The organism is Mycobacterium heckeshornense (assembly GCF_016592155.1).
Taxonomy (GTDB): Bacteria; Actinomycetota; Actinomycetes; order Mycobacteriales; family Mycobacteriaceae; genus Mycobacterium; species Mycobacterium heckeshornense.
The window spans coordinates 344,425-361,121 of record NZ_AP024237.1; the positions used below are offsets into that span (position 1 = coordinate 344,425).

Consider the following 16,697-nt stretch of genomic DNA (forward strand, 5'->3'; position numbering starts at 1 on the left):
TGGGTATCCGTGTGCGTATGACCCGATTTGGCTACACGTTGATGACGGAGCAAAGTGGTCCCAAAGACCTTGTGCGGTATGCGATTTCGGCCGAAGAGCGGGGCTTCGACTTCGAGGTCTGCAGTGATCACTTCTCGCCGTGGCTGGCGTCGCAGGGACACGCACCCAACGCCTGGACGGTGCTGGGGGCAGTGGCACACGCCACCGAACGCGTCGATCTCTACACCTACGTGACCTGCCCGACCATGCGCTATCACCCAGCGGTCGTTGCTCAGCAGGCGGCAACCCTGCAGATCCTCGCCGACGGCAGGTTCACCCTGGGACTGGGCAGCGGCGAGAACCTCAACGAGCATGTCGTCGGCAAGGGCTGGCCGACGGTGGTGCGCCGCCAGGAGATGCTGCGCGAGGCCGTCCAGATCATTCGCGCGTTGCTGTCGGGCGCGCTGGTCAACTGGCGCGGCGACTACTTCCAGCTGGATTCCGCCCGACTGTGGGACCTGCCCGAGGTGCCGGTCGGCATCGCCGTGGCGATGGGCGGCACGAAGGCGATCGAGAAGCTCGGCACCGACGCCGACCATCTGATCGCCGTGGAGCCAAACGGCGAGCTCGTCGCCGAGTGGCATTCAGCGCGGCAGGCCAGCGGCCTGGCCGGCGGTGGTCGCGTGGTCGGCCAGATACCGGTGTGCTGGGACCCGGACCGCGATACCGCGGTGCAGCGCGCCCACGACCAGTTCCGGTGGTTCGGTGGCGGATGGAGCGTCAACGCGGACCTGCCGACGACGGCGGGATTCGCCGGCGCCACACGGTTTGTGCGCCCGGAGGACGTCGCGGATGCCATCCCCTGCGGGCCTGACCTCGACGCGATCGTCGACGCGGTGCGGCCGTACTGGGAAGCGGGTTTCACCGACGTCGCCGTGGTGCAAATCGGCGGCGAATCTCAGGACCTCTTCCTGCAAGAGGCCGCCGAACCGCTGCTAAGCGCGCTGCGCGACGCATCCGGCAAAGGCGGCGGTGATGACTGACAAGCGTAATCCATCGAAGGAGCACAGCATGTCCCCGAAGCGATTGCAGGGCAAGCGGATTGCGTTCCTGGCCGCCGACGGCGTGGAGAAAGTGGAGCTGGAACAACCACGGGCGGTCCTGGAAGACGCGGGCGCGCATACCGAGTTGTTGTCGCTGAAAACCGGGTGAGATCCAGACACGCAACCACGACTTGGAGCCGGCGGGAACGATTCGGGTCGACCGCGCGGTAGCCGGCGCCAACGTCGTCGACGACGAAGTCGTGGTCGACGCGAATGTGATCACCAGCCGCTCACCGCGCGACCTGCCGGCGTTCTGCTCGGCGATTGTCGAGACCTTCGCGCACGAGCCCTCCGGGGCGTAAGTTCCGCCGGACGGTTTCAACACCCCGGTATGCGGGCATAGTCACGGCTGACGCCGTGACCGCCGCGGCGACGTCTCGAAAGGCCCACGTGACCACAAGTTACGCCGCCCCCGGCGATTTTCTGACCGCCGATGGGGTATATCCGCCGCAACATGACACGCTTCTGCTCATCGACGCGATGGAACGCAGCTCTCTGGTGCCGGGTCGTCGTGTGCTCGACTTGTGCACCGGCAGTGGAGCGGTCGCCATCGCGGCCGCTGAACTGGGCGCCGCCAGCGTTACCGCGTTCGATGTCTGCCCGCGCGCCGTGCGGTGCTCTCAGGGCAATGCGGTGCACGCAGGCGTCGACGTCGACGTGCGCGCAGGGTCGTGGACGTGCGCGCTTGACTGTGCGCCGTTCGACGTGGTCGTGTCCAATCCGCCCTACGTGCCCACCCCGCCCGTCGACGACTCCTGCTACATCGACTCTGCTGCCGGCCCGTCGTGGGCGTGGAACGCTGGTCCCGACGGGCGCCTCGTGCTCGATCCACTGTGCGCCTCAGCGTCAAACCTGTTGTGTGAGGGGGGTTCCATGCTGCTGGTCCAGTCTGCGATCGCCGACGCCCAACGCTCGCTGGACATCCTGTGGTCGCATGAGCTGTGCGCTGAAATTGTTTCTTCGCAACGGATTCCGTTCGGCCCGGTGCTGTCTGTGCGTGCTGGTTGGTTAGAAGACACCGGGCTGATGCCGCGTGGGTGCCGCGAAGACGAACTGGTCGTGATCCGAGCGGACAAGCCATGACCGCCGCGAAATCCACGTTGGTGCGGATGGTTGCGAACGGCCCGCTGCTGATTTCCGGTCCGGTGCGCATCGAGACGCCTGAGGGCGCAGTCGTGGAATCCGATCGATTCATGGTGGCCGTTTGCATGTGCCGACGCAGCAAGAACTATCCGCTCTGCGATACCAGCCACCGGCGATGCCGGCGCGCGCTGTCAGCTCAGCGGACGCCGTAGCGACGTCTGGCCGGCCTTCCACGCGGTAATGATGGTGTCGGCCAAGCGATTCTCCACGACAGCGTGGGCGCGCATGCCAAACACCACATCGTGGTCCAGGCGCGGATCCCCGGCCACCAGATCACCGACCACGTCGACGCGCACCACCTGTTCGTGCACCGCGTCGGCCTCGACGTGCTCGCGATAGAAGGCGACGCATGCTTGCGGAGCGCCGAGCCGCTGCAGGGCCTGCACCAGTCGCCGCGACCCGGGCGGCGAGGTGATCTCCGTCGCCGCGAAATGCCCAATGCATGCCCCGCGCAGCCAACGGTGCAACCCGAACATCGACATCAGGTTCACCACCGCCAGTGACTCGGCGGGCACGGCGTCGAGATAACCCAGATACGTCGAATCCAGCCCGGCTGCGGCCATCAAATCCGCGAACAGCTGCTGGTGCAGGTGTGCACCGCGGCCGGCGCCGTACTCGTCGAACTCCACCGCGACGAACGCCGCCTTGGCTTGTCCGGTCAGCCGGGGGATCGCCCACGCGTGCGGGTCGGCCTCCTTGAGGTGATACAGCGAGCGATGCACGAAGTATTCGCGCATCTGCTCCCAGGTTCCGGTGCTGCGCAGGTAATGCGACAGACCTTCGCCGACCGCGGGCTCAATTGAGAGAGCATCCATTTCGGCCATCGCGGTGTGATCGGGTTCGATGGGCCCCACGTCGCGGCGCACCCCGGAAAGAAAGGTCCTCTCCAGTTGAGCGCGCAGGTGCAGCAACCCCGGATTCCACTCCCAGGTCGGGTCGACGCCGGCGAAACCCCGGTAATGCAGCTCGTAGCACATGTACAACGCCAGCTGCAGATCAAGCCCGTAGGGATCCGAATCGCGGACTGAGGCGCCGATCCGGGTGAGGTGTCCGCGCGGAGCCGGTTCGGTGAGGCAGCGGCGAACGGCCATCGACAGCGGCCCGTGCGCCGCCGGAAGCGAAGGTTCGAGTTCGGTTGCCGCACCAGTCACCGGGATCAGATACCCCCAACCCGGCACCGGTCAAACGGGGTGGGACGGCCTAAGGCAATTCCGTGTGCATCAACATCACGTCGTATGCCGACCACAGCGACAAATTGAAATACAGGTCTTTACCCGTCGACCAGGGATGCAGCATCGGCGCGTAGATGCCGCCCGGCATCTGGAACGAGGAGACGAGCACTTGCTCCGGGCTCCACGGCCCTTGGGGGGCAGGCGCGGTCCTTGCCACGACGTCGTTGCTGCCTCCGTTGGTGTAGAGCACCAGGTACTGCTTGAGGTAATCGTTGTACTGGGCCGACATTTCGCCCACCGGACCCGGGAAAACCGGGGTCGCCGCGCCGGGATTGTTGGGGACCCAAGCGTTGTGGTCGCCATTCCAGTACTGGTATTTGGTGACGTCGGGCACGAAGTTCGGGGGGACACGCGCCAGAAACGCCGGACCGCCGCGGCCGGACGGGGTTCCGAACGAGTAGATGTAGCCGTCCTTGCCGCGCATGAACGCGCCCATCTGAAAGTTCTCGTTTCCCGGGATATAGCGCGCGCCCGGCACGCTGTCGGGCGACGACGCGCGGACGGTCCCCGGATAGATCCCCCAGTTCTGGCCGTTGTCGGGGGACATCGCGATCGCCGAGTAGTTTGTCGACCACTCGCCGTCGCGGCCCCACTGCTTGATCGACATGAAGTTCATGTACTGCGTTCTGCCGATGGCGATGCCGGCCGTTGGGATCATGCCCTCCTGGTGTGCCCACCTGATACCCGGCAGCACCTGCTTGGAGAAGTTCGGTTGCTGCATGGGCGAGCCGGAGTATCTGTCATTGGGAACGCCGGGCGGCACGGTGATTCCATCGGCCAGGTTGCGGTCTTGGCTGCGAAACAGCACGTTGTAGCGCCATTGCTGGCCATGCAGGCGGCAATAGCCGAACGTGTCGCCGAAAGCCATGAGCACTTGGCGGTTAACGGGATCACCATTGTCCCAAAGGATTCCGAGGTCGGTCCCGGAGATGCCGAAACGGTCGAGGGTCTTGTTGGGGCCGTTGGGTCCGGTCACCCACTCGACAAGCGACGTCGGGGCACCCGCGATGGAGGCGGGCGGCGCGGCTTCGGGCTGGCCCGGGGCCGCGTTCGGATTCAACTGCGCCGCATTCGGGGGCTGCTGGTTACCGGCACCGGGCGGGTTGGGCCCGGGGGGATCACCGCCGCTTGCTGGCGCACCGGCGCTCTGGGGTGCAGCAGCGAAGAAATTAGCGGGCCCAACTTGGGTAGTGGCGCCCGCTCGTTGGCGCCGCGAGGCCGGCGCCCGGTCGGTGGCCGGACGACCGGCGCGGGCGGTGGCGTGGCTGGGGTGACGGCAGGCGGATCGACGTTGGCTTCAGGAGCGCTGCAGGGCAGTGCGGCCGCCGGCGGCGCAGGGCCGGTGGCGACGATGAGCCCGAAAGCGACCGCCGACACCGCCGATACCGACACGATTCGAGGAACCGGCGACACGTCACACCTTTCAGCGGGGCAGGACGTCCCCGATAGACGTCAGCGGTCAACTGATGTGACGATAGTGATCTGAGTGGCATTTGTGATCGGTGAGGTGTCATCCGGTACGAATCCGTGACCGCGTCGCAATCCGTGGCGGGTTCTTCTCACGGATCGCCGCTGGGACCGCTGGTTGTCAGTACCTGGCGTTAGCATTCGCTCATGCGTTCGACTACCCGTGAGGAGATCGTCGAGAAGTTCGACGCGCTCGACGCGGCGCTGGACGCAGTCCTGGAGTTGAACGGCGAGTCGTTGACCACTCCTGAGCGGTTCGCGTTGCTGGAGCGCTGTGAACGGGTGCGTCGTCGACTCCCGGCCATTGAGCATCCCTTGGTCAACGCGATCGGCAACCAGGCCAGCGCCGAAGAGCTCGGCGGCAAGTTTTCGCATGCCCTGGCGGAGTGGGTGCTGGTCAGCCGCACCGAGGCCACGCGGCGCATCCGCGAAGCTGCCGACCTGGGGCCACGCACCGGGCTCACCGGAGAGCGGCTGCCGGCCCACCTGGCCGCCACTGCAGCCGCCCAACGGGCCGGCAAGATCGGTGCCGAGCATGTGGCGGTGATTCGGCGGTTTTGCCAGCGGCTGCCCGGCTGGGTCGATGAGCCGACCCGCGAGCGCGCCGAGGCTCAATTGGCGCGCCAAGGCTCTCAGTTTCGCCCCGACCAGCTGGCCAAGCTCGCCGACAAGATCGCCGACTGCATCAATCCCGACGGCAACTTCAGCGACGAGGACCGGGCACAGCGGCGCGGGCTGACGCTGGGTAAGCAAGACCTCGACGGAATGAGCCCGATTCGGGGCTGGTTGACACCGGAAGCCCGCGCCACCATTGAGGCGGTGCTGGCCAAGCTGGCCGCGCCGGGAATGGCCAACCCCGCCGAGAAAGTGGCATGCGTGGACGGCGCGCCCAGCCAGCAAGCCATCGACCGCGACACCCGCTCGCCCGCGCAGCGCAACCACGATGCGCTCAATGCCGGATTGCGGGCGCTGCTGGCCAGCGGAAAACTCGGTCGACACAACGGGTTACCTGCCTCGATCATTGTCACTACTACGCTGGCCGAGCTGGAGGCCGGCGTCGGCACGGGACTCACCGGCGGTGGGTCGCTGCTGCCGATGAGCGACGTGATTCGCATCGCCGGCCATGCCCATCACTATTTGGCGATCTTCGACAAAGGCAAAGCGCTGGCGCTGTATCACACCAAACGGCTGGCGTCACCGGGCCAGCGAATCGTGTTGTACGCCAAGGATCGTGGGTGCACTGCCCCGGGCTGCGACGTACCCGCCTACTTCACCGAGGTCCATCACGTTACCGACTACGCCAAGTGCCGGGTCACCGACGTCAACGACCTGACCCTGGCCTGCGGTACCAACCACCGCATCGTCCAGCCGGGCGGCTGGCGAACCCGCAAACGCGACGACGGTGCCACCGAATGGATACCTCCGCCGCACCTGGATCGCGGCCGGCCGCGCGTCAACCTCTTCCACCACCCGGAAAAACTGCTCCGCCACGACGAAGACGACGATGCGGTGTAGCCGTCACCGACCAGCTCACGTGCGGCTCGTGCTGCGGTGCGGCAGAAACTCCTGTGCCTTGACCTTGATGCCTTCCTTCATGATGCCGAACGCATCCTCGTCGCCTTTGAGCACCGACATCGCCGCGGCTTTCATCTGGTCGAAGGTGGCGTGCGGCGGCACCGGCGGAATATTCGGGTCGCAGTGCACGTCGAGCACCGTGGGACGATCAGCACCCAGCGCCCGATCCCATGTCGAGGCGATCTGGCCGGGATCGGTCAACGTCGCCGAACCCAAGCCCAGGCTTGCGGCGAAACCGGCATAGTCGACGCTCGGAATCGTCTGCGACTCAGCGAATTTCGGTGCGCCTGCCATTGCCCGCATCTCCCAGGTCACCTGGTTGAGGTCATTGTTGTGCAGTACGGCGACGACCAGCCGCGGATCGGCCCACTGTTTCCAGTAGTGCGCGATCGTGATCAGCTCGGCCATCCCGTTCATCTGCATCGCGCCATCGCCGGCAAACACGATCACTGGGCGGTCCGGGTTTGCGAACTTGCCGCCGATGCCGTAGGGCACGCCAGGGCCCATTGTGGCGAGATTGCCCGACAGCGAACCGCGCATGTTGCCGCGGAACTTCAGCTGTCGCGCATACCAGTTGGCCGAGGAGCCGGAATCAGCGGTGACGATCGCGTTGTCGGGCAGTTTGGGCGACAGCTCGGCGAACAGCTTCATCGGGTTGATCGGATCGGCGGACACGTCGGCTTCCATCGCCATGGTTTCCCACCAACGCTGCACGTTCTTTTCGATTGTCTGGCGCCAGGAACGGTCAGACTTGCGCTGTATCAACGGGATCAGCGCGCGCAGCGTCGCCGTGGCGTCGCCGACGAGGTTCACCTCGTTCGGATACCGCATGCCGATCAACGCCGGGTCGATGTCGATCTGCACCCCGCGGGCTTGGCCGTACGGCGGCAGGAACTGGGTATATGGGGAGCTCGAGCCGACGGTGAGCAGCGTGTCGCAGTCACGCATCAGCTCATAGCTGGGACGGGTGCCCAACAGCCCGATCGCCCCGGTTACCCATGGCAATTCATCGGAGAGCACGTCTTTGCCGAGCAGTGGCTTGGCGACGCCGGCGCCAAGCAAATCGGCGATCTCGGTGACCTCCCGGACCGCCCCGCGTGCGCCGCAGCCGACGAGCATGGCGACACGTTCTCCGGCGTTGAGCACATCGGCGGCCCGCTGCAGGCCCACCTGCGAGGGCTCGACGTCGGGCCATTCGAATCCAAGACTGGACGGCACGTATTTGAATTCGTGCGGCGGCGGCGAATATTGCAGCTCCTGCACGTCGGCGGGAATGATCACCGCGGTTACCGTGCGCCTGGTGAGCGCGGTGCGGATGGCGCGGTCCAGCACGTTGGGCAGCTGCTCGGGCACCGTCACCATCTGGACGTAGTCACTGGCCACGTCCTTGTAGAGGCTCATCAAATCGACTTCTTGCTGATAGGAGCCGCCCATGGCGCTGCGGTTGGTCTGCCCGACGATCGCGAGCACCGGCACCCGGTCGAGCTTGGCGTCGTAAAGACCGTTGAGCAGATGTATCGCTCCAGGGCCAGACGTCGCGGCGCAGACCCCGATCCGGTCGCTGAATTTCGCATAGCCGACCGCTTCGAACGCGCACATTTCTTCGTGGCGGGCCTGCACGAATTTCGGTCTATTCTCTGCGCGGCCCCACGCCGCCAGCAGGCCGTTGATCCCGTCACCCGCGTACGCGAAGACCTTGTCGATGCCCCAATCGCGCAGCCGTTCCAACACGAAGTCGGCAACCGTAGCGCCTGCCATCGCACACCTCTTCCCTTGAGTCCGGACGTCAAGAAGAGGTATTACCCACCGGTTGGTGGTCTTAGACGGCACGCGGATGTTGAAGTAACCAGCGGTCACCGGCCACCGTTCGCCGGGCGTGGCGGCAGGAGAGCGGCTGAGTAAACTTCGCCGCATGCCCGCGTCATGGGCTTGGCGGCACCCCACCCTGGTTGATCTCGCTCAGCGCCGGGAGGCGATCGGCGACTGGGAGGCAATGGATCGGGGCGGGCGGCGGCTGGCCCGTCAGATCAGCGTGACGTGCTTCGCGCTGGCGCTCGTCGCCGGCATCACGGCGATGGTGGCCCCTGCGGTGTCGTCGGTGGCAGCGGTATCCACCGGCTTGCTGTTGATGGCGTCGGTGTTGTGCGTCCGCGTCTGGTGGGGTGACCCGCCGGTGCCCGGCTCGCGCCGGCAACCGCCGGCCCACCCGGGTCAGATGGATGCCGGTGTGACGGCATCCCCGGCGCCGGAACAATTCCGGACGGTTTGCGTGTGTCCCGGCTGCGGGGTTTTAGCCGCTCATCTGTTTCGTCCACCGGGTGAGGGTGACCCGGGTCGGGCGGCGCTCATCCGGCAGTGCGCTGCGTGTCAGCGGGAATGGGCGCAGCCGTAACCCGCTGCAGTCTTTGCTTTACAGCGACTCGTGAAGTAGTCACTGAGTCGGGGTGGCGGGATTTGAACCCACGGCCTCTTCGTCCCGAACGAAGCGCGCTACCAAGCTGCGCCACACCCCGCTGCAAGCCACGACAGCCTATCGCACCGGCCCGCGGACCGGCCAAACCGCGCCGCAACGGCGACTTAAGACCGTGGCGTGCAGCAGATCACAGCGGGCCACCGATGCGACATCGCCCACAAATCACCCCGGAACAGCTGGTTTCACCGACGGCGTTGAGCAGACTAACCACAGGTAAGGAAAGCGAGAAGGTCATGACGGTCTTGGGTGCCGTGGTATTCGGGGGGCTGCTCGGGCTTGCGGTGCTGTGGCTGTTGCTGACCGCACCAGATGGCGACGTCGACGATGCCTGGGATCACTCCCAGCCGCCGGAGCGCTCGAACTCGGCCAGTATGGCCGCGGGGTCGGTCAAATCCAGCCCCTGCGCGGCAACCCATTCGTCGCAAAAGTAAGTGTCGGCGTAGCGGTCGCCGCTGTCGGCCAGCAGCGTGACTACCGAGCCGGTGCGGCCCTGCGCGGCCATTTCGGCGAGCAGCCCGAAAGCTCCCCATAGGTTGGTGCCGGTCGATGCCCCCACCCGTCGGCCCAGCACCGCGCTGGCATGTCGTGCGGCAGCGATCGACGCCGCATCGGGCACCGAAACCATCCGGTCCACCACGTCGGGCAGAAACGATGGCTCCACCCGTGGCCGCCCGATCCCTTCGATGCGCGACGAGCCGCTGATCACGGTGTCATAGCGGCATTCGGCGTAGGCGGGAAAGAACGCGGAATTCTCCGGGTCGACGACACATAGCCGGGTGGCGTGGCGCCGGTAGCGGATGTAGCGGCCGATCGTCGCGCTGGTCCCGCCGGTGCCCGCCCCCACCACGATCCAATGCGGGACCGGGTGTTGTTCTTCCCGCATCTGCACATAGATCGACTCGGCGATGTTGTTGTTGCCCCGCCAGTCGGTGGCGCGCTCGGCGTTGGTGAACTGATCGAGAAAATGACCGCCGGTCTCCGCGGCCAGGCGTTGCGCCTCGGTGTAAATCTGGCCGGCGTGCTCGACGAAATGGCAACGGCCGCCTTGTGATTCGATCAAAGCGACCTTGGACGCACTGGTGGAAGCCGGCATCACGGCGATGAACGGCAAACCCAACAGCGCCGCGAAGTATGCCTCCGACACCGCGGTCGACCCCGACGAAGCCTCGACCAGGGTGGTGTCCTCGCCGATCCACCCGTTGCACAACGCATAGAGAAACAACGACCGCGCCAGCCGGTGTTTGAGGCTGCCGGTGATGTGTGTGGTCTCGTCTTTGAGATACAGCGCGACGTCGGCGTCGCCGGCCCACGCCGAGGGCAGCGGGTAGCGCAGCAGATGGGTGTCGGCACTGCGGCGGGCGTCAGCCTCGATCAGCCGGATCGCATGATCGGTCCAGCCGCGTGGCCGGCTGTGAACCGCGACACGGGTCGGTGGCCTCAATGCACCGACGCGGTCGGTTGCGACCGGCCACGCCTGCGACTCGAGTCACGACCGCCGATCGGTGCCGCGATCAACGTCAACAGCGTGGCCTCGGGCCGACAGCAGAACCGCAATGGGGCATAAGGCGACGTCCCGATTCCGGCCGACACGTGCAGGCGCATCGTCGCACCCCAGCGCGAGGCTCCCTTGACCCGGGACCGGTCCAAACCGCAGTTGGTGACCACGGCCCCGTGCACCGGCAGGCACACCTGCCCCCCGTGAGTGTGCCCGGCCAGCACCAGCTGGTAGCCGTCGGCGGCGAAGCGGTCCAGCACTCGCGGCTCCGGGGAGTGTGTCAGCCCCAGCCGCAGGTTGGCGACCGAGCTGGCCGGGCCGGCGATCGTTTCGTAGCGGTCCCGGTCGATATGTGGGTCATCGACGCCGGCGGCGGCGATGTGCAGGCCGGCCACCTCGAACTCGCGACGGTTGTGGGTGAGGTCCAGCCAGCCGCGCTCGGTGAACGCCGCCCGCAAGTCCTGCCACGGCAGCGGCCGCCCATGGACGCGATGGTCCGGGTTCGTCAGGTAGTTCAGCGGGTTCTTGGGCCGCGGCCCGAAGTAGTCGTTGCTGCCGAAGACGAAGACGCCCGGCAGTGACAACAGGTTGCCGAGGGTTTGCACCACCGCGGGCACGGCCTTCGGGTGGGCGAGGTTGTCACCGGTGTTGACCACCAGGTCGGGCTCCCAGGCGGCCAGGTCGCGCAGGAACGCCTGCTTGCGACGCTGGCCCGGCCGCATGTGGATGTCGCTGATGTGCAGTACTCGCAGCGGCGACGAGCCGGGCGTCAGCACCGGCATGGTCAGCTCACGCACCACGAATGCGTTGCGCTCGATGACCGACGCGTAACCGATGCCGGCGACGACTGCGCCGAGCGCGGCGGCGCCGGTAGTTTTCCAAGCGGCAGGCATAGCAGGCAGCCTACTGCCGTTGGGCAGATGACAGCGCGCAGCAGTGCCTATGGCGGCGGCTCGCCGGGCGGCGGGGGCCCAGCAGGGGGATGGTGATCGGGGGCAAACCCGGAATCTCCACGGTTGTCGATCCGATCGGCAGCGGGCCGTTCTCCGGCGGAGGCGGGGCGGGTGGGATCCCATTGCTGGTCTGGATGGTGATGACCGAGCCTGGGATGGTCTGCCCGCTCGGCGAGGTGCCGACCACCTCGCCGTACCTTGCGCTGCTGTTGACCGGGGTGGGCTGGTCGGCGACCTGGAAACCGGCCTCTTTGAGACGCTGGCGCGCCGCATCCAGGTCCAGACCCGCCACGCTGGGGACCCGCGAGCCGGGTCCGCCCTCGACGTAGTGCGGGTCGACCGGCGGCAGTTTCACCTCGCCGAATTTGGTGGCAATGGGCTTCATCGCGGTAAACCAGGTACGGGCCGGCTCGTTGCCGCCGAAGAGATCACCACTGCCGCAGCGCCGCAGCGGAAAGGAACACAGATCCGACGGGGAACTGGAGTCGTCGTAGATGTAGTTGGCCGCCGCGTACTGGTTGGTGAAGCCGACGAAGCCCGATGACCGGTGCGCTTCGGTGGTGCCGGTCTTGCCGGACATCGGCAGGTTCCAGCCCGCCGCCGCGGCCGAACCGGCCGCGGTGCCCCCGGCCTGGCTGTCCTTGCTCAGCGCGTTGGCCAGGGTGTTGGCCAGACCTTCGGGCACCACCTGATCGCAGGGCTCGGCGTTGATGGCGACCTCGTTGCCGTCACGGTCGATGAGCTTGTCGATCGGGCTCGGCGGGCACCACACGCCGCCGGAGGCCAGGGTCGCCGCCACGTTCGACAGCTCCAAAGCGTTGAGCTCGAACGGGCCCAGGGTGAACGATCCGATGTTCTGGCGTTTGATGAAGTCGGCGAGGCTTTCGTTGCTGTCGGGATCGTAGTCGCGGGCGCTGCCGGGGTCGGCGTAGGAACGCAGGCCGAGCCGGACCGCCATGTCCACCGCCCGCGGCACCCCGATCATCGAAATCAGCTTGGCGAACGCGGTGTTGGGCGAGGTGGCAAGCGCGTCGGTGACGTTCATCGATCCCCGGTAATTGCCGGCATTGACCACGCACCAGGTTTCTTTCGGGCAGCCCTTCGCGCCGCCGCTGCCCATGCCCTTGGCCTGAAATCTCGGCGGGACCTCCAGCTGGGTGTTGATGCCCATGCCCATCTCCATCGCGGCGGCGGTGGTGAAGATCTTGAAGATCGATCCGGCGCCGTCACCGACGAGCGAGAACGGCTGCGGGCGCATGGTTTCACCCGCCTCGGTGTTGAGCCCGTATCGGCGGTTGCTGGCCATTGCCAGCACCTTGTGCGAGTTCTTCCCGGGTCTGATCACGCTCATCACGCTGGCGATCCCGTTCAAATCCGGGCTGGCGATGCTGTCGATCGCCTGTTTGACCGAACTTTGCACCTCGGGGTCCAGCGTGGTGCGGATCAGGTAGCCGCCCCTGGCGATTTGCTCTTTGCTGATCCCGGCCCGGGCCAAATACGCCTGCACGTAGTCGCAGAAGAAGGCGCGGTCGCCGGCGGCGATACAGCCCCGCGGCAGCTCGTTGGGTTGCGGCAGGATCCCCAGCGGCTGGGCCTTGGCGGCACGCAGCGCGTCGGCCTCTTGCGGCAGATTCTCGATCATGGTGTCCAACACCAGGTTTCGACGCGCCAGCGCACCTTGTGGGTTGGTGTAGGGATTGAGTGCACTGGTGGACTGCACCAGCCCGGCCAGCAGCGCCGCTTGCTGCCAGTTCAGCTCGGAGGCGTTGACACCGAAATACGTCTGGGCGGCGGCTTGCACGCCGAACGCACCGTTACCGAACGACACCAGGTTGAGATAGCGAGTCAGGATCTCCGGCTTGGAAAACGTCTTGTCCAGGGTGAGCGCCATCCGGATTTCCCGCAGCTTACGTGCCGGCGTGGTCTCGACGGCCGCGCGTTTCTCGGCGTCGGTCTGGGCGAGGACCAGCAGCTGGTAGTTCTTGACGTACTGCTGCTCGATCGTCGACCCACCGCGGGTGTCCACGTCGCCGGACGCATAGCCGGCCAGGCCGGTCAGCGTGCCCTTCCAGTCGACGCCGTTGTGTTCGGCAAAGCGCTTGTCCTCGATCGAGACGATTGCCAGCTTCATCGTGTTGGCGATTTTGTCGCTGGGCACCTCGAATCGGCGCTGCGAATACAGCCAGGCGATGGTGTTGCCCTTCGCGTCCACCATGGTGGTCACCGCGGGCACGTCGCCCTGGACCAGCTGGGCCGAGCCGTTGGCGACGACCTCGGAGGCCCGGTTGGACATCAGCCCGATGCCACCGGCGATCGGGAACAGCATGGCCGCGACCACGACCGCGGCCAGTAGGCAGCATCCGGCCAGCTTGAGGACCGTAATGCCGGTCGAAGGGCGCTCCGACATAGGTACTACAGTAACGACGCTGTGGGGCAGCCCGCCGGGAACGGCCGGGGGGCTTAACCGATATTGTCCCCGGCGTCAGCGGTCAGCTCAAGATCGGCTCGTTGACGAGCTGGTTGGGGGCCTCATCATGATCGGACGGCACGGTTGTGCCAAAAAAGCCGCTATTGAACTGTTGCGCAAATGACACCTGACCACCTAACTTAGACGGACAGTGAGATTCAGGTAACACCGACGTGCATAGTGTGGCCCAGATCGCATTGTCGGCCCGACCTGCACGTTGCCGCCGCCACGGTGGCCCGAGCGAAGGGGAATCGCTGGTGTCAGGTACACGGTCCGCGGCGCGCAAGGCGACTACAGCACCCGCGCCCAACACTGTCCGCCGCACCGACGCTGAAGCCCGCATCGCGTGGGTATCGAAGGCATTGTGTCGTGCCGCCGACCCCGATGAGCTCTTCGTCCGCGGAGCCGCGCAGCGTAAGGCCGCGGTGATCTGTCGGCACTGTCCGGTGATGTTGGAGTGCGGAGCCGACGCCCTGGATAACCGCGTCGAGTTCGGAGTGTGGGGCGGCATGACCGAACGCCAGCGCCGGGCACTGCTCAAACAACACCCCGAGGTGGTGTCCTGGGCAGATTTCTTCGCTGCGCAACGCAAGCAGCGCAGCGCGGGCTAGCCGGCTCCGGTTGCCTGACTGGTCTGCACCGACGTCATCTGGTCGGCGAGCGCCCGCAGCGCCTCCAGGTCGGAGACTTCGAATGGCAGCGACGGCACGCCGACGACCGGCACGTGCGGATGAGCCCCGGTGAATCGGGACAACAACCGGATTTCTCGTTTGGCGATTTGGGCCCGCTCAGCGTGGATTCGCAGCACCGCGCCGGCCAGCGCCGTGGAGTCCTCGGGTCCGGCCGCTTCCAGTGTTTCCGTGCCGTCGATTGCCCGCTCGGCCGGTAGTGCGCTCAACATCGGGTGGGTGCGGTTCAAGATCAGCCCGGCCAGCGGCATCTGCTCGCGCGACAGTCGATCGACGAAGAACGCTGCTTCGCGTAACGCGTCCGGCTCGGCCGCAGACACCACCACGAACTGGGTGCCACGCCGCTTCAGCAGCGCATAAGTGCGGTCAGCCTTCTGTCGAAAGCCGCCGAACGTAGCGTCCAGAGATTGCACGAAACCAGCCGCGTCGGAGAGCATTTGCGAACCAAGAACGGTCGAAAGCGCTTTCATCGCCAAACCGACCGCACCGGTCACCAGGCGCCCGATGCCGCGTCCGGGTCCCAACAGCAGCCGCCATAACCGGCTATCCATGAAGCTGCCCAGCCGCTTGGGCGCGTCCAGGAAATCCAGCGCGTTACGCGACGGGGGAGTGTCGACCACCACCAAGTCCCAACGGTCTTGGCTCAGCAGCTGGCCGAGTTTCTCCATCGCCATGTACTCCTGGGTTCCGGCCAGTGACGTAGCAACGGTCTGATAGAACTGATTGTCCAGAATCGCTTGTGCCCGTTCGGGTCCCGAGTATTGGATCACCATTTCGTCGAACGTGCGGCGCATGTCGAGCATCATCGCGTACAACTCGCCGGGCACCTCGGCAGCCAGCGGAACCCGTTGTGGCGAATTGCCAAGGTCGTTTATTCCCAGAGCTTGTGCCAATCGCTTGGCGGGGTCGATGGTCAGCACCACCACAGTGCGACCGTATTCGGCGGCGCGCAACGCCATCGCCGCTGCGGTGGTGGTCTTCCCGACACCGCCGGCGCCGCAGCAGACCACGACCCGATTGGTGGTATCGGCCAGGATCGCGCCAATATCCAGTTTCGGCGGCGTAGCGCTCATCGAACCCCCTGTCGGGCAAGGCTTTCCGACAGCTCGTACAGGCTGCCAAGATCGACACCGTCGGCGACCGTCGGCAGCTCCAGCCGCGGCACGCTGAGCTGGTCGAGCTCTTCTGCGGTCTTTGCACGCGCGGTGATGCGGATGGCGTGCTGGATGGTCTCGGTGAGCAAGCCGGCGAAGTCGGCGTCGCTCAAGTGGATTCCGGCCCTGGCCAATCCGGCCCGAACCGCGTCGGCATCGACAACGCCTTCGGCGGCCTTAGCCAGGTCGTCGGGCTCCAGATAGGCCGGGATATTGCGGTTCACGATCACGCTGCCGATCGGCAAATTCAGTTGGCTGAGTTCCTCTATGGCCTCCAGCGTTTCCTGCATGGGCAGTGCCTCGAGCAGCGTCACGAGATGCACGGCGGTCTGCTCGGAGTGCAACAACTTGACCACGCCTTCGCTTTGCGAATACACCGGCCCGCCTCTGGCCAGATCGGCGACGGCCTTGGTGACGTCGAGGAACCGCGCGATGCGGCCGGTCGGAGGCGAATCGACGACGACCGCGTCGTAAACCGGGAGGCGGTTCTTGTCGACGCGAACCACCGCCTCCTTGATCTTGCCGGTGAGCAGCACGTCGCGCAGACCCGGCGCGATAGTGGTGGCGAACTCGATTGCCCCGATGCGGCGCATCGCCCGGCCGGCGATGCCGAGGTTGTAGAACATGTCGAGGTATTCCAGGAACGCGGCCTCGATGTCGATCGCGAGAGCGTTGACCTGCCCACCATGTTCGGCGGTCGCGATCTTGACCTCCTGGTAAGGCAGGGGCGGAACGTCGAACAGTTGCGCAATACCTTGGCGCCCTTCGACTTCCACTAAAAGCACCTTGCGTCCGCCGGAGGCCAGCGTCAACGCCAGCGCCGCTGCGATCGTCGACTTGCCGGTACCGCCCTTACCGGTCACGAAATGCAAGCGGGCCTTCTCCAGCCGCGACGGCCAGCCGAGTGGACGCCCGCCACTTGGTGTGCTCCCCACCAGCGCATGCTAGCCCGCGGCGCGCGGACCCG

12 protein-coding genes, 1 tRNA gene and 3 pseudogenes are annotated in these 16,697 nt (G+C 66.1%); 7 read left to right on the forward strand and 9 right to left on the reverse strand.

From position 1 onward, the window contains the following. Positions 1–17: 17 nt before the first annotated feature. From MHEC_RS01485 to MHEC_RS01500, 4 genes and pseudogenes are all read left to right on the forward strand, one after another. Complete coding sequence (locus MHEC_RS01485) at positions 18–1,022, forward strand: LLM class F420-dependent oxidoreductase (protein WP_048891462.1); 1,005 nt, start codon at positions 18–20, stop codon at positions 1,020–1,022. Between the two features lie 28 nt (positions 1,023–1,050). Next, positions 1,051–1,384: pseudogene (locus tag MHEC_RS01490) on the forward strand (DJ-1/PfpI family protein). Positions 1,385–1,472: 88 nt separating this feature from the next. Then, positions 1,473–2,165, forward strand: coding sequence for a HemK2/MTQ2 family protein methyltransferase (locus MHEC_RS01495; protein ID WP_048891463.1), 693 nt, complete (start codon positions 1,473–1,475; stop codon positions 2,163–2,165). After that, positions 2,162–2,377 carry a CDGSH iron-sulfur domain-containing protein gene (locus MHEC_RS01500; protein ID WP_048891464.1) on the forward strand — a complete coding sequence of 72 codons (216 nt, stop codon included), beginning with the start codon at positions 2,162–2,164 and terminating at the stop codon, positions 2,375–2,377. The genes MHEC_RS01495 and MHEC_RS01500 overlap by 4 nt, the downstream gene beginning before the upstream one ends. Here the strand turns inward: MHEC_RS01500 and MHEC_RS01505 are convergent. Together MHEC_RS01505 and MHEC_RS01510 are read right to left on the reverse strand one after the other, a co-directional pair. Next, positions 2,357–3,316 carry an iron-containing redox enzyme family protein gene (locus MHEC_RS01505; RefSeq protein WP_099869433.1) on the reverse strand — a complete coding sequence of 320 codons (960 nt, stop codon included), beginning with the start codon at positions 3,314–3,316 and terminating at the stop codon, positions 2,357–2,359. The genes MHEC_RS01500 and MHEC_RS01505 overlap by 21 nt on opposite strands. 109 nt (positions 3,317–3,425) lie before the next feature. Further along, positions 3,426–4,870 (reverse strand): annotated as a pseudogene (locus MHEC_RS01510) (DUF4185 domain-containing protein). A gap of 201 nt (positions 4,871–5,071) precedes the next feature. Here MHEC_RS01510 and MHEC_RS01515 point away from each other — a divergent pair. Then, positions 5,072–6,439, forward strand: a complete 1,368-nt coding sequence (locus tag MHEC_RS01515) for an HNH endonuclease signature motif containing protein (RefSeq protein ID WP_048891467.1) — start codon at positions 5,072–5,074, stop codon at positions 6,437–6,439. A gap of 15 nt (positions 6,440–6,454) precedes the next feature. On the opposite strand, the gene MHEC_RS01520 is transcribed toward MHEC_RS01515, so the two are convergent. Beyond that, entirely contained in the window at positions 6,455–8,257 is a 1,803-nt protein-coding gene (locus MHEC_RS01520; protein WP_048891468.1) for a thiamine pyrophosphate-requiring protein, read from the reverse strand. 154 nt (positions 8,258–8,411) lie between these two features. On the opposite strand from MHEC_RS01520, the gene MHEC_RS01525 reads away from it, so the two are divergent. Further along, positions 8,412–8,891, forward strand: coding sequence for a hypothetical protein (locus MHEC_RS01525; protein ID WP_048891469.1), 480 nt, complete (start codon positions 8,412–8,414; stop codon positions 8,889–8,891). Between the two features lie 47 nt (positions 8,892–8,938). Here the strand turns inward: MHEC_RS01525 and MHEC_RS01530 are convergent. From MHEC_RS01530 to ponA2, 4 genes and pseudogenes are all read right to left on the reverse strand, one after another. Next, positions 8,939–9,012, reverse strand: a tRNA-Pro gene (locus MHEC_RS01530). 294 nt (positions 9,013–9,306) lie between these two features. Continuing rightward, positions 9,307–10,413 carry an L-cysteine desulfhydrase Cds1 gene (cds1, locus tag MHEC_RS01535; protein WP_048891470.1) on the reverse strand — a complete coding sequence of 369 codons (1,107 nt, stop codon included), beginning with the start codon at positions 10,411–10,413 and terminating at the stop codon, positions 9,307–9,309. Continuing rightward, positions 10,410–11,360, reverse strand: coding sequence for a metallophosphoesterase (locus MHEC_RS01540; RefSeq protein ID WP_048891471.1), 951 nt, complete (start codon positions 11,358–11,360; stop codon positions 10,410–10,412). Before MHEC_RS01540 ends, cds1 begins: the two co-directional genes overlap by 4 nt. 47 nt (positions 11,361–11,407) lie before the next feature. Further along, positions 11,408–13,827 (reverse strand): annotated as a pseudogene (gene ponA2, locus MHEC_RS01545) (transglycosylase/D,D-transpeptidase PonA2). A gap of 317 nt (positions 13,828–14,144) precedes the next feature. Here ponA2 and MHEC_RS01550 point away from each other — a divergent pair. Next, a complete protein-coding gene (locus MHEC_RS01550) occupies positions 14,145–14,498 on the forward strand; it encodes a WhiB family transcriptional regulator (RefSeq protein WP_048891513.1) in 354 nt (117 codons plus the stop codon). Here MHEC_RS01550 and MHEC_RS01555 read toward each other — a convergent pair. Both MHEC_RS01555 and MHEC_RS01560 read right to left on the reverse strand, forming a co-directional pair. After that, complete coding sequence (locus MHEC_RS01555; protein WP_048891473.1) at positions 14,495–15,649, reverse strand: ArsA family ATPase; 1,155 nt, start codon at positions 15,647–15,649, stop codon at positions 14,495–14,497. The genes MHEC_RS01550 and MHEC_RS01555 overlap by 4 nt on opposite strands. Beyond that, positions 15,646–16,668, reverse strand: a complete 1,023-nt coding sequence (locus MHEC_RS01560) for an ArsA-related P-loop ATPase (protein WP_099869458.1) — start codon at positions 16,666–16,668, stop codon at positions 15,646–15,648. Before MHEC_RS01560 ends, MHEC_RS01555 begins: the two co-directional genes overlap by 4 nt. Positions 16,669–16,697: the final 29 nt, after the last annotated feature.